Source organism: Congregibacter sp. (assembly GCF_965660375.1).
GTDB lineage: Bacteria > Pseudomonadota > Gammaproteobacteria > Pseudomonadales > Halieaceae > Congregibacter.
The window spans coordinates 13628-26219 of record NZ_CBFHZO010000105.1 but is presented as its reverse complement, the minus strand read 5'-3'; the positions used below and the strand labels follow the sequence as shown (position 1 = coordinate 26219).

10 protein-coding genes are annotated in these 12592 nt (G+C 58.9%); 3 read left to right on the top strand and 7 right to left on the bottom strand.

Annotation, left to right across the window (positions count from 1 at the left end):
* Positions 1-2: 2 nt before the first annotated feature.
* The 3 genes from ACTG3T_RS10240 to ACTG3T_RS10230 all read left to right on the top strand — a co-directional run bounded on the left by ACTG3T_RS10240 (position 3) and on the right by ACTG3T_RS10230 (position 2991).
* On the top strand, positions 3-1061 hold the full coding sequence (locus ACTG3T_RS10240; protein WP_439102174.1) for a M14 family metallopeptidase: 1059 nt from the start codon (positions 3-5) through the stop codon (positions 1059-1061).
* A gap of 200 nt (positions 1062-1261) precedes the next feature.
* A complete protein-coding gene (gene recA, locus ACTG3T_RS10235; protein ID WP_439102173.1) occupies positions 1262-2326 on the top strand; it encodes a recombinase RecA in 1065 nt (354 codons plus the stop codon).
* Positions 2327-2571: 245 nt separating this feature from the next.
* On the top strand, positions 2572-2991 hold the full coding sequence (locus ACTG3T_RS10230) for a regulatory protein RecX (protein WP_439102172.1): 420 nt from the start codon (positions 2572-2574) through the stop codon (positions 2989-2991).
* On the opposite strand, the gene ACTG3T_RS10225 is transcribed toward ACTG3T_RS10230, so the two are convergent.
* The 7 genes from ACTG3T_RS10225 to ppdK form a co-directional block, all read right to left on the bottom strand.
* Positions 2988-6326: a mechanosensitive ion channel domain-containing protein gene (locus ACTG3T_RS10225; RefSeq protein WP_439102171.1), complete on the bottom strand. Its 3339-nt coding sequence runs from the start codon at positions 6324-6326 to the stop codon at positions 2988-2990. The genes ACTG3T_RS10230 and ACTG3T_RS10225 overlap by 4 nt on opposite strands.
* Positions 6327-6336: 10 nt before the next feature.
* On the bottom strand, positions 6337-7257 hold the full coding sequence (locus tag ACTG3T_RS10220; protein WP_439102170.1) for a DUF3014 domain-containing protein: 921 nt from the start codon (positions 7255-7257) through the stop codon (positions 6337-6339).
* A gap of 152 nt (positions 7258-7409) precedes the next feature.
* Positions 7410-8039: a flavin reductase family protein gene (locus tag ACTG3T_RS10215; RefSeq protein ID WP_439102169.1), complete on the bottom strand. Its 630-nt coding sequence runs from the start codon at positions 8037-8039 to the stop codon at positions 7410-7412.
* Positions 8020-8454, bottom strand: a complete 435-nt coding sequence (locus ACTG3T_RS10210; RefSeq protein WP_439102168.1) for a thiol-disulfide oxidoreductase DCC family protein — start codon at positions 8452-8454, stop codon at positions 8020-8022. Before ACTG3T_RS10210 ends, ACTG3T_RS10215 begins: the two co-directional genes overlap by 20 nt.
* A gap of 119 nt (positions 8455-8573) precedes the next feature.
* Complete coding sequence (locus ACTG3T_RS10205; protein WP_439102167.1) at positions 8574-8816, bottom strand: YgaP family membrane protein; 243 nt, start codon at positions 8814-8816, stop codon at positions 8574-8576.
* Positions 8817-8911: 95 nt separating this feature from the next.
* Entirely contained in the window at positions 8912-9850 is a 939-nt protein-coding gene (locus ACTG3T_RS10200) for an NAD(P)H-dependent flavin oxidoreductase (protein WP_439102166.1), read from the bottom strand.
* A 20-nt stretch (positions 9851-9870) separates the two neighbouring features.
* A complete protein-coding gene (gene ppdK / locus ACTG3T_RS10195; protein WP_439102165.1) occupies positions 9871-12477 on the bottom strand; it encodes a pyruvate, phosphate dikinase in 2607 nt (868 codons plus the stop codon).
* Between the last annotated feature and the right edge of the window lie 115 nt (positions 12478-12592).

The following is a 12592-nucleotide window of genomic DNA, read 5'->3' as shown; positions in this document are numbered from 1 at the left end:
TGATGCGCTTTCGATTTATCAAAGATCCCGATGCAAGCCTGGCAGGTAGCGATCCCAATGCGCTCCTTGAGAATCTCGACGGCCCCGCCTGCCTGCTCTTCACGGGAAAAGACCCGACGCGCACCCGGGCGGTGGTAACGCTGCTCCATGGAAACGAGCCATCGGGCCTTTTCGCACTTCATCGCTGGCTCCACGCGACGCAGCAACCGACGGTGAACCTGTTGTTCATTGTGGCATCTGTGCATGCAGCGCTGGCGGAGCCGCGATTCAGTCACCGCATGTTGCCCCGGGCGCGGGATTTAAACCGCTGCTTTCGTCCCCCCTTTGATGATGAGCAGGGGCGTCTGGCGCAGGAGATCCTCGAACTTCTCCGGGTCCATCGTCCCGAGGCGGTGGTGGATATGCACAATACCTCCGGTTCGGGACCTTCCTTCGGTGTGTGCACGCATCTTGATCGTCAGCATGATGCCCTGGTGTCGCTTTTTACGCGGCGACTGGTGGTGTCCAATCTGGATCTCGGGGCCCTGATGGACATCAGTGAAGCGAACTGTCCTACGGTAACCGTGGAGGTTGGTGGACGTCTGGACGATGAGGCCCACGCGCTGGCCTACGAGGGATTGCAGCGCTACGCCTTTGCCGAACGGGTCCTCGCCCATGACCACGAGACAGACTGGGGTATTGATATTTTTCGCGATCCCATTCGCCTCGAGCTTCGCGAGGGGGTGACCCTGGCCTACGACGAAGCGCCTCGGCCCGGACATGACATCACCTTGCGCCGTGATATAGAGCACCTCAATTTCGGTGAGGTGACCGCCGATATCCCCCTGGGGTGGGTGAAAGATGACCCACAGTCCCTGTTCCGGGCAACGGATGCTCATGGCCGCTGCGCGGTAGCGGCCCTGGTGCGCTGCGAGGAGGGTGCCCTGTATCCCTCCCAGAGTCTCAAGCTGTTCATGATTACCACGAACGCTGCTATCGCTGAGAGCGACTGCCTGTTTTACGCGGTAGCCACGGATGCCGTGGAGATGGAACCGGGTCAGACCCTGCTGGATATCCCTTAGCGGCCGCAAGCGTCTCAATGAGCGCTTGTCACCCGTCGTCAATAGCGACAGGTCGTGAAACCGTGGGTGTTTTTCATCACTTTTCAACGCATATGATGGTTGCATTCTTTGGTGTAACCACTGATTATATGTACAGTAGTTTTTCGGCAGGCCACAGCAGTTAACAAACAAGACTCGCAGCGAAATTAGGAGAGCAGCACATGAACGCAAACAAGGAAAAGGCACTCGAGGCGGCGTTGGGCCAGATCGATCGTCAGTTCGGCAAAGGTACGGTCATGCGCATGGGCGACAGTGACCGTGTGGCTATCCCGTCGATCTCTACGGGGTCCCTCGGCCTTGACGTCGCGCTGGGCATTGGTGGTCTTCCCAAGGGACGTATCTGCGAGATCTTTGGTCCCGAGTCCTCTGGTAAGACGACCCTGACACTGCAGGTAATTGCCGAGGCGCAGAAAGCGGGCGGCACCGCAGCCTTTATCGATGCGGAGCATGCGCTGGACCCGATTTATGCCGAAAAGCTCGGCGTGCAAATTGATGACTTGATTGTGTCCCAGCCCGACACCGGTGAGCAGGCCCTGGAAGTTGCAGAAATGCTGGTGAGATCCGGCGCTGTAGATGTGCTGGTGGTGGACTCTGTGGCCGCCCTGACTCCCCGGGCAGAAATCGAGGGCGACATGGGTGATTCCCACGTGGGATTGCAGGCACGACTGCTGAGTCAGGCCATGCGCAAGCTCACCGCGACTATTAAACAGACCAATTGCCTGGTGATATTTATCAACCAGATCCGCATGAAGATCGGCGTGATGTTTGGCTCTCCCGAGACGACCACGGGGGGTAACGCTCTCAAGTTCTACTCTTCTGTACGCCTCGACATTCGGCGCATCGGTGCGGTCAAGGAAGGTGACGAGGTGGTCGGTAACGAGACCCGCGTCAAGGTGGTAAAAAACAAGGTTGCACCACCCTTTAAACAGGCGGAGTTTCAGATTATGTATGGCCGCGGCATTTACCGCACAGCCGAGGTCATTGATTGGGGTGTGAAGCTGAACCTGATCGACAAGTCCGGTGCCTGGTACGCCTACAAGGGCGACAAGATCGGGCAGGGTAAAGCCAATGCGGCGAAGTTCCTCGAGGACAATCCCGCACTGGGCAGCGAGATCGAAGGATTGATCCGGTCCCAGTTGCTGGACCTTGACGCGAAGGAAGAGGACGATGCCGCGGTTGAGAGCGATGCAGGCACAGCGAGCGCTGACAGCAAGGGCGCCGACTGATCGTCTGAACGGCGGGCCCACGTGGTCTGCCCCATCAAAGTGAAAGGCGGCGGCTGATCTCAATGAGACGGCGCTGCCGATAAACCCCGCCGGTGTCTTCGATGCCGGCTTTAGCCTCCGGGTGCTGGAGTACCACTTCCCCTTACCACTGCTTCAGCACCCTTTTTTTGCGACCGACTAGCCAGTAATCTTGCCCTGCTATGGCGCGCTCACCCCAACCTCCCCAAAGTCCCCGCAACGCTGCAATGAATCTACTGGCGCGCAGGGAGCATTCTTTTAGCGAATTGCAGCGTAAGCTTGCCCGTCGATTCGACAGGGGCGAGCTGGATCTGGCCCTGCAAAAGCTGGCTGACGAAAACCTGCAAAGCGATGAGCGTTTTGCCCAGAGCTTTACCCGGGAACGCATGCTCCGTGGTGTCGGCCCTCTGCGTATTGAGTCGGAGCTCCGTCAGCGGGGGGTGCGTCGTTCGTTTATCGACCAGGCCATTGCGACGGTACCTGGTGAAGAGGGCCTTAGCTGGCGTGGCGTTGCCAAGGAGGCCCTGGAACGAAAATTTGGCGACCAGCGTCCCGCAGATCTGAAGGAGAAAGCGCGTCGCCTGCGCTTTCTCGGTTACCGCGGCTTTGGCGAGGAAACGGCGGGCCTGATCCCGGATATTCTTTAGCTTTTTGTTGCCGGTCCCTGCTCCGCCGGCAGAATGCGAACAGGCAGGGGCTCCGAGGCATCCAGGTGCACGTCGCGCTGAGGGAAGGAGATACTGATGCCTGCCGCGTTGAACTCCCGGTAGATGACTTGCCTCAGTTCTGTAGATACCCGCGGATAATCCCGCAGCGCAAAACAGCGAAGCCAAAGCACCAGTGCGTTATCCCCAAAGTCCTCGAAACTTACGTAAGGCTCCGGGTCATCAATGATGTCCGGGTGAGCAAGTGCCACTTCACGGAGCTTGGCCATGGCGGTATCAACGTCCGATCCATAGGCAACACCAATGGGGATCACCAGGCGAAGCTTGGAGTTGCTTAAGGACCAGTTGGTGACCACGCTGGTGATCAGCTCCTTGTTGGGAATCATCAGCTCCTTTCCCTCAAAGGTTTCGATGACCGTCGCCCGTGCGTTTATGCGCGTCACCACGCCATCGGCGCCCCCCGCATGAATGATGTCACCGACCCGGATGGGGCGCTCGAAGAGCACGATGAGCCCGGAAATAAAGTTGGCGACAATTTCCTGCAGACCAAATCCGATACCTACACCCAGGGCAGCAACCAGCCATTGGACCTTTTCCCATTGAAAGCCAAGCATGACCAGCGCCGTAGACAGGCCGACGCCAAGGACCAGGTACTGCATGAGCATGCCCGCCGCATAGCGACTGCCCGGCGTCACATGGGTCCACTCTGCCAGCACCACGTTCACCAGGGGCGGCAGATGGCGGGTGATCAGCGATGTCACCGCGATAATGATCAGCGCTAGAAGGAGCACAGACAGGGTGATAGCCCGAAGTTCTCCGTCGGGTAATGAGGTGTCCGTGGTCGTCCAAAGGGTGATGGAGTCAAAGATAGACAGGGCGGGGAGCGCCGGTGCCCATATCCACCATAGAAGCCCCCCCAGGGAGAGAATGCGCATTACGACCAGCAGTTTAGAGTAGGCGTCAGAGAGGGACGATACCGCCTCCATGTCGCTGCTTTCTGCCTCTTCGGCCTCATCGCTCTCGTCCTTCTCCGCCCTACTGCGGAGCTCTTCCCGTGCTTTGCGCTCCAACCCCGTCCGGAAAATAAGCAGCAATCGCTGTAGAACGTTGGTCACAAGCAGCGTACCGCTCACCGCGGTTACAGAACCGGTGAGCGCTCGCAAATAGAGGTGCGCAGCAAAGAGCTGACCGCTGAGATGCATAAAGACAATGGACGCGGAGATCAACGCGCCGATCTGCAGGCTATAGCGGAGGATGCGGTCGCTGTGGAATTCCCCGGATCGCAGCATGCGCACCAGCACGATGAGTATAAAGATCGCCGTTCCTAAACTGCCCGCTGCGGCGAGGGAGCCCCCGCTGTCCGTGGGAGAGGCGGCTCTGCCCAAAATGGTGACTGCCACGGAACAGGTGACGGCGATGACAAACCAGGGGAGGTCGCGCGTGGCGGCATCCACCCGGGTGTTGTTCCATTTGAGCAGGCGGCGACCCAGGCCCAGGCGGTCTGCCATGCGTCGGAGGCTGTCCAGCACAAAAAGAGTGGTGCCCGCGGACGCCAGTGCACGCCCCATGCCCATCATGACCGGGTCGCCGGAGGCAGCGATATAAAATCCGCGACCGGCAAGGAACAGCAAACTTGGAATCGCGAGGGCCGCCAGAAAAGTCAGCGCCAGGGTTTTGAAAATCAGGGAGGCGCTCTCATCCCTCGGTCTTCTTGGCTTACCCAGAATGTTGTCCAGGGTGTTTGTGATTCTGCGATGCTGCAGGGCGCTCAGGCACAGCACCAGCAGGAGCAGAAACAGCGGATCGCTGATGACTTTCTGCCATTGCTCTTTCAATTGGAGGAGGGGGCGGGCACTCACCAGTGTATGAAGCTGCTGGGGGACCCGTTTGGGGTCGGCATAGGCGTAGTTGCGCACCCACAAGAGGTTGGCGGTGAGCAGTGTCTCGTAATTACCGACAAGCGTAGCGAGCTCTTCGTTGGTCTGGTTAGCGTCAACGAGGAGACTCAGGAGTGTGTTTCCCGCCTGCATGTTTTCCTGCAGGAGCTCCCGCCGCTGAATATACAGGCGTTCCCCATTGCGTTTTTCCGCGGCCCCCCAGGACGTCATGTCTCCAAAGGTCGCGGCGAGAAAACCGCTGCGATCCCCCAGTTCCCGCAAATCCTGCTCTGTGTCGATGGCCTTGATGGATACGGCGGCGATCTGCTCGTTGCGATCTGAGTTGCGGCTGATTATTGCGCGCGGATCAGGGAGGCTGGCCAGTCGCGTAAGCATCACCTCGCCAAGCTTTGATTCCAGGCCGGCGACGTTCAGACGCCGCTCGGTGAGGTCCGCGTCCTGCTGAACCTCTTCAATGCCTTTTCGAGTGGCCGCAACGCGCTGACGCGTCTCCTCAATTTGTGCAGAGAGGGACTCGAAGCGGCTCACCAGATTGAGGTTTTCCTTCGCCATGGCCTGTAGTTCCGGCCGTGCTCCGCTGAGCTGTGACAAAAACCGACGCGCTTCCGTTGCGCGCTGGGTGGCAGCGCCCTGACGCTTTTGCGTGGCGGCTTCCATAAGCTGAGCGAGGAGGATGTCCGCCTCGGCAATGGCCGCATCCAGCCATGCGATGCGGGCTGTGCGAATGCTGTTGAGCGTTGGCCCGCTGCGCAGACGCAGCTCCAGCAGTGCTTGTTCTGTATCCAGTAAGCGCTGGTGGATTGACGCGGCCAGGTTAGCTATGCGATCAGCGAGGTCAGATTCACTGGTGGCACTTTCTAGCTGCGGTGGACCGTCAGCGCGGCGGCGGCTGATCTCTGCAATCCTGTCTCTTGCGGTAGCCTCGGCTTTTGCCGCATTGGACAGGGTATCCAGGGCCTCGGTGCGCTCCTGAGCCCAGGCATCCCGCTGACTTTGAAGAATGCTGATTTCCGTTTCTATATTCGCCAACGTGGGATTTTCACCCAGTCGTCGCTGAACGCTGGCCGGCGCATTCTGAATGTCGCGCATGCGATCTTTGTAGTCAGCAATAAGTCGGTCGCTGCTTTTCAGCTTTTCCTCTAGCTCGCTGCGAGCCGCTTTGAGTTGCTCTAGTTTGGCGCGATCCTGCGCCGCCGCCTGCAGCTTTTCTGACAATGCCGCGCGCCGCTCATCACCGATGGCAAGATTCTCGCTGAGTGCCGTTTGAAGAGCCTCCAGGGTTTCCGGTGCCTGCACGACGTCCTGCGCATGAAGCTGCGTCCCGAAAAGTCCCGTGAAAAGTAAGCAGGCAAAGAGGAAGAAATAGCGTGAATACGCCGGGCCCGGCGGAGCGACGTGCGTTGGCTGAGTCCAGATCATGGTGTATCCGTCAGGGATTAAGGAGTGCGTTCCGTAGACGCTGAGCCCATTGCTGCAGGGCTTGGGTATTGGCTGGTCCCGTCCGCAGGAGCTGCTTGTGGAGATCACTGGCACTTTCAAGGGTCGGGTCGGCGTAGGCCCACAGCGCGCCCTTGCTCACCAGTGCCGGGGGCTGTTCCCGGATGGGGGCAGCGATAATGTTGTCAAGGGCAGCGACGAGCGTATTGTCCAATGCACTGGCAGGGTAGCCCAGCGCAGCGTAAGCATCCTGAATCAGACCCCGCTGGTCGTGAAAAAGCGAAGCCAGGGTGTCTACAGGAAGGGCTGTAATAGCTGCTACCAGTTTGTCGTAGCGGCGGTACCCTGCTCTGTCCACAGTGTAGTCCGAGCCTTTCTGCGTTGTTTTGAACGCCCCTGCAGGGCGCGCCAGATTTGTGGTGCGCGTAGGCACCAGCCCCCGGGCCAACTGATCCAGGCTGCTTACACCACGATCCAGTAGATACGGTGCACTGTAGGCAGAGCCCAGAGGGGTGGGCGGTGACAGGCCTGCGGCAAGAATCTCCTCGCGCAGCTGCGCATCCAGTTCTTCGGGTGTTGGTGGGGGCGGCGGCGCCTCCTCGGTTTCGGCAACCGCTTCTTCCTCTTCTTCTTCTTCCTCAGGCTCCATGCTCACCATTTCTTCGGGCTCTGGAATATCGGGCGCAGCGAGAATGCTTTCTTTCGGTGTGGGCTGGGGCACTGTCACCTCGCTCACCGTCGCCGGCTCGTTGCTCGCCTGTGTCGCCGGGGGATTTTCGTCACTGTCGCCAGGCATCAGCAGGTAAGCCCCGCCGGCGAGAATGATGACCGCTACTGCGGTTACCAGTGTCTGGGTGCTGTGGCGGCCTGATTCCTCGCTGTTACTGATACGGTCATCTCGGTCGGCTTGCATGCTGGCTCCCTTGTATCAATTTTGCGTGAGTGTAGGCCTAGGACATTTTAAGCGACAGAAATCCCCGCGTCGTGGGTCACACTAAACAATCGCCTTGTTCATTGAGGCAACAACGGCGGGCAATGGTTCAAAAGGGGATGCAAGCGTTTCTGCTAGATCCGTCGTGGTTCCTGATCGGGCTTGGCATAGGCCATGCGCTGCACAAGGGTACTGCGGTAGTAGCTGTCCAGTCCCGCGATGGCAACGGTATCGGCGCTGGCCGGATCCAGTGCGCCTGCATCGTTGATTGCGTCGCCGGGAATGTCCAGGGTCGCGATCTCCCCTATGACCATGTGCGTGCCGTTGATTGCCAGGGGGATTTCTTCCCGGAGTTCCATACCCATGCGTACAACGGCCTGGGACACAAAGGGCGCTGAAAAACCTTCTAGCCAGAGCTCCTCAAGCCCCGTTGCAGCAAACTCTGAAACCTCGCCCGGGTAGCGCGCGGCGGTCTGATGGGCGGCGTCGATGATAGCACCGTGCACATGATTGACGGTGTAAGTGCCTGTTTCGCGGATGTTATCCAGCGTGTGGCGCTCCGTATTGTCCGGTCGGAAAATCAGCGCCAGCAGGGGAGGATTTGAGCCGATGTGCACCAGCGAACTCATGATCGCCAGGTTGCTCTCGCCCCGCGCATTTACCGTGCCCACGAGGTTGGCCGGCTTGTAGCCGGTAATGGAGTTAATCAGTGCCGCCCTGCGCCGGCGCTCCAGATCCTTGATGTCACTGCTTTTGAGGTGCATGTCTGCTCTCATCAAATTGGTCGCCATACAGTCGGCGGTAGCGCCAGCGGGCCCACAGGGTGTAGACAAGATCTACCGCGTGTCGCACTCCAGGCCAGCGCAGGATACTCAGCATCCGGCCGTGACGCGTTCCCTCCCAAGCTGCGACGTTGGCATCAGCGCTTTGTAGCCATACCCCGTCAGCGCGGCGCAGATGAAGCACGCGCAACAACTGGTCCTTGTCGGGTACGACTTCCTCTCCTGGCCCAGAGGCTTCCCGCGAATTTTGGAGAAGGATCTGGCCGTCACCGAGCTCGTGAATATCCACAATCTGCAGGCTATCCCCCCGCGTCTTGCGCAGTTGGGCTATCTCGCTCGCACACAGCGGACACTGCCCATCGTAGAACAGGGTATCTTTGCTTTGGTCTACATCCATGGGTTTGCTCTGGAAAAATTCACAGTAAAGGAGTTGAAGGTGAAGAAGAGGGAGCAGAGGGAGCCGAAGGATTGGCGTGTGCTGTGGGTCTCGGGGAGTCACCGACCGAGAACATAGCGTCAGGCTGTGGACCCACCACCTCCGGCGGAGCAGTCGTCGTTGGGACCACAACTGGAAAGTCCCAGCCAACTCCAGAGATAACAGCGGCCAAAAATACTATTCCAGAGCAGCGCGAAGGCTATGAGCACAGCGCCTCCCTGGGCAAAGCCGAATCGCTCCGAGCTGAAAATCCAGCCAACAACGGCTACTGCCAGCATGAAGCGTACTACTCTCTCTACCGTCCCTATATTTCGGTTAATCATGTCTAACACATGTCTTTCAGGTTCAACTTGTAAGGATATACGGGCAAGCTGGGTAGCCGGATGGCTTATATCTCACTAATTTAGTTGGTTTTTACTCAACGAGGGTAGCTGGACTCCAGCCGGTTGAGGGTCTCCTCAAACTCTGTGCAAATCTCAGCCAGAATGTCAGCCACGGGCCTGACTTCATCAATACGCCCACAGACCTGACCGGTGAGGGGGATCGCTGATTCCATGTCGCCGCCAAAATACAGGTCCTTGGGCTTGCCAAACTCAGCCATGGCGTTCACTTCCGGTTGTTTTTCCAGGGCGCTGGTGCGCTCCGTTCTCAGCGCCCGCAGACCCGGTGACTGGAAACGATTGAGAAACACGGTGTCGGTCTCTTTTGCGGTGACGATGGCCTGCTTCCAGTTCTCATGCACGGGGGACTCCAGTGCGGAGACCATGCGCGTACCCAACTGCACCCCTTCGGCACCCAGGGCGAAGGCAGCGGCCATGGAGCCTCCGTCCACAAACCCGCCGGCGGCGATGATGGGCACGTCGACCCTGGACCGAACGAGCGGCAGGAGCACCATGCTTGCAACGTCCTGGGGGTTTTTGAATCCACCGCCCTCGCCACCTTCGACGATAAGACCGTCAACGCCGTACTCCACGGCTTTTACCGCGGCCTTGAGATTGGGGACAACATGGAAAACCGTGAGGCCTGCAGACTTGAGTAGCTCCGTGTAGCGCTCGGGCGAGCCTGCGGAGGTGGTCACAAAGCGCACCCCCTGATCGATAATAAATTGTGCAATATCCGGATCCCGGACAAAGGCCTGGGCGATGTTGACCCCAAAGGGCTGATCCGTGAGCTCGCGCATGCGGAGGATTTCCTCGCGAATGACGTCAAGTTCGCCCGAAGAGGTTTCAATGATTCCCAGTCCCCCCGCGTTGCACACAGCGGATGCCAGCTGCGAGCGGGCAATCCAGCCCATGGGTGCCTGTACGATAGGGAGCTTTGCGCCGGTCATTTGCGTGACGCGATTATCAAATTTCATAGCATGCTGTCCTTATGCAATCAGTTGTCGATGTCTGCCAGAACCCGCGCCTGCGCGGCCGCAACACGGGCCACGGGTACGCGGTAGGGGCTGCAGCTGACATAGTCCAGACCCAGGTCGTGACAGAAGCGAATGGAGCGGGGGTCGCCCCCGTGTTCTCCGCAGATACCGTATTTAATGCCTTTTTTCGCCTGCCGTGACTCCTGCACCGCCATGCGCATGAGTCGTCCCACGGCACGCTGATCCAGAGAAACAAAGGGATCGTCTTCAATGATCTTGGCATCCAGATATTGAGGGATAAAACGACCCGCATCGTCCCGGGAGAATCCGTAGGTCATCTGGGTGAGATCATTGGTACCAAAACTCATGAACTCCACAGCGGAGGCGAGGCGATCGGCGCCCAGGCACGCCCGGGGCGTTTCCATCATGGTGCCGATCTTGTAGCGCAGAGATACGGACTTCTCTTTGGTGACCTTGGCAATGCCCCGGTCGATGACCTCACTGATCAGCCGGATCTCCCGTACATTGACCACCAGCGGGATCATGATTTCGGGGAAGGGATTCAGTCCCTCTTCGCGGGCCTGAAGCGCCGCACCGATGATGGCGCGGACCTGCATACGGGTGATCTCCGGATAGACCACGGAAAGACGGCAGCCGCGAAAGCCCAGCATGGGGTTTACCTCCGCAAGATCGTTCCGCGCCTGGTGTATCTCCGCAGGGTCCTTGCCCAGCCGTTCCGCCAGGGCCTCCGCGTCCGCTTCATCGTGGGGCAGAAACTCATGAAGCGGTGGATCAAGCAGGCGGATAGTGACCGGGAGTCCATCCATCACTCGATAGAGCTCCAGCATATCCGCGTGCTGAAATTCCTGTAGCTTTGTGAGGTGGCGTTTACGCTCCTTGCGATCCGCAGACAGAATCATGGCGCGCATGTGATCGATGCGATCGCTGGCAAAGAACATGTGCTCCGTGCGGCAAAGACCAATACCCTCGGCACCAAGCTCTCGGGCTTTGGCAGCATCTTCGGGCGTTTCTGCATTGGCCCGCACCTTCAGGCGCCGATGCTTGTCCGCCCAGGAGAGCAGCGTTTGAAAGTCATCGGAGGTGCTGGCTTCGACTTTCGGGATATCCCCGATCATCACATCGCCGGTGGCGCCATCGAGGGTGACCGTATCGCCGCGTTTGATGATCGTGCCGTCGGATGCGGTAGCGGTGCCTTCCTGCACAGATACCCGCAGTTCACCGCAGCCGGTAATCGCGCAGACGCCCATACCTCGGGCCACTACCGCAGCGTGGGAGGTCATGCCGCCGAGCTCCGTGAGGATTCCTTCGGCGACGCGCATACCGTGTATATCTTCGGGGGTGGTTTCCCGTCGTATGAGTATGACTTTCTTGCCGTCAGCTTCGACGCTCACGGCTTCATCGGCAGAGAACACCGCGACCCCCGTCGCGCCGCCGGGGCTGGCGGGGAGGCCGCTGGCGACCACTGTTCGCTCTGCATCGGGGTCTACCATGGGGTGGAGGAAGGACTGCACGTGCTCCGGGGATACCCGCAGTAAGGCCTCCTTCTCGTTGATCATGCCTTCGCGGACCATGTCCACTGCGATTCTTACCGAGGCCCGCCCGGTACGTTTGCCGCTTCGGGTCTGCAAAAGATAAAAGCGTCCTTCCTGGACCGTAAACTCGATGTCCTGCATATCGCGGTAGTGGGATTCCAGCATGGCCTGGGAATCGAGCAGTTCCTTGTAGGCCTCGGGCATGCGCTCCTCCATGGCATCTACGGAGAGAGGCGTGCGTATGCCGGCAACAACGTCTTCACCGGCGGCGTTGAACAGTACCTCGCCAAAGAACTGACGCTCACCGGTCGACGGGTTGCGGGTGAAGGCAACGCCCGAGCCCGAATCATCACCGAAATTACCAAACACCATGGACTGCACGGTGACTGCGGTGCCCAGGGAATCGGGAATATTGTTCATTTCCCGATACACGTTGGCCCGGGGGGTGTGCCAGGACTGGAACACCGCTTCCACCGCCAGGCGCAATTGTTCGAAGGGGTCCTCGGGAAATTTGACCATGGTTTTAAAGGTGCGGATGACCGACTGCCAGTCTTCGGCTTCCATGGCGACGTCGGTCTGGTAGGCCTTGTCGTTTTTGTAGTCCTCGATGACCTGTTCCATGGCGTGGGTGTCGGCTCCAAGGACCACGTCGGCAAACATCTGTATAAAACGTCGATAGCAGTCGTACGCGAACCGCGGGTTACCGGTCTTACGCGACAGTCCCTCGGCAATCTCATCGTTAATGCCAAGATTGAGAATGGTGTTCATCATGCCGGGCATGGAAATGGGCGCTCCGGAACGCACGGAAAACAGCAGGGGGTTTTCAGGATCACCGAAACGCGTGCCCATCTGTTTTTCCACCAGATCCAGAGCCACGCGATATTCCTGCTCCAGGAGCGTCGGCAGCTTGTTGCCATTCTCAAAGTACTCGCGGCAGGTGGGCGTAGTGATCACAAAGCCAAAGGGGACGGGCAGTTTCAATGCGGTCATTTCACACAGGTTGGCACCCTTGCCGCCGAGGAGGTCCCGGTCGTCTTTACTGCCCTCAGAAAACAAATAAACTCGCTTGGCCATCGACTGTATTTTCCTTCGTTCGTTTACCTCGGGGTCGCTATCTTACCCGACCTTGCTTTAGGGCTCGCTGTCAACCGCCAGAAATGTGAATGATCCGCGCTCAGGGCGTTGACCC

Bases quoted from the DNA above. Each gene is read 5' to 3' on its own strand.
- recA (WP_439102173.1), top strand. From the start codon at position 1,262: ATGAACGCAAACAAGGAAAAGGCACTCGAGGCGGCGTTGGGCCAGATC.
- ACTG3T_RS10200 (WP_439102166.1), bottom strand. From the start codon at position 9,850: ATGAAATTTGATAATCGCGTCACGCAAATGACCGGCGCAAAGCTCCCT.
- ACTG3T_RS10215 (WP_439102169.1), bottom strand. From the start codon at position 8,039: ATGCACCTCAAAAGCAGTGACATCAAGGATCTGGAGCGCCGGCGCAGG.
- ACTG3T_RS10240 (WP_439102174.1), top strand. From the start codon at position 3: ATGCGCTTTCGATTTATCAAAGATCCCGATGCAAGCCTGGCAGGTAGC.
- ACTG3T_RS10225 (WP_439102171.1), bottom strand. From the start codon at position 6,326: ATGATCTGGACTCAGCCAACGCACGTCGCTCCGCCGGGCCCGGCGTAT.
- ACTG3T_RS10230 (WP_439102172.1), top strand. From the start codon at position 2,572: ATGAATCTACTGGCGCGCAGGGAGCATTCTTTTAGCGAATTGCAGCGT.
- ACTG3T_RS10220 (WP_439102170.1), bottom strand. From the start codon at position 7,257: ATGCAAGCCGACCGAGATGACCGTATCAGTAACAGCGAGGAATCAGGC.
- ACTG3T_RS10210 (WP_439102168.1), bottom strand. From the start codon at position 8,454: ATGGATGTAGACCAAAGCAAAGATACCCTGTTCTACGATGGGCAGTGT.
- ACTG3T_RS10205 (WP_439102167.1), bottom strand. From the start codon at position 8,816: ATGATTAACCGAAATATAGGGACGGTAGAGAGAGTAGTACGCTTCATG.
- ppdK (WP_439102165.1), bottom strand. From the start codon at position 12,477: ATGGCCAAGCGAGTTTATTTGTTTTCTGAGGGCAGTAAAGACGACCGG.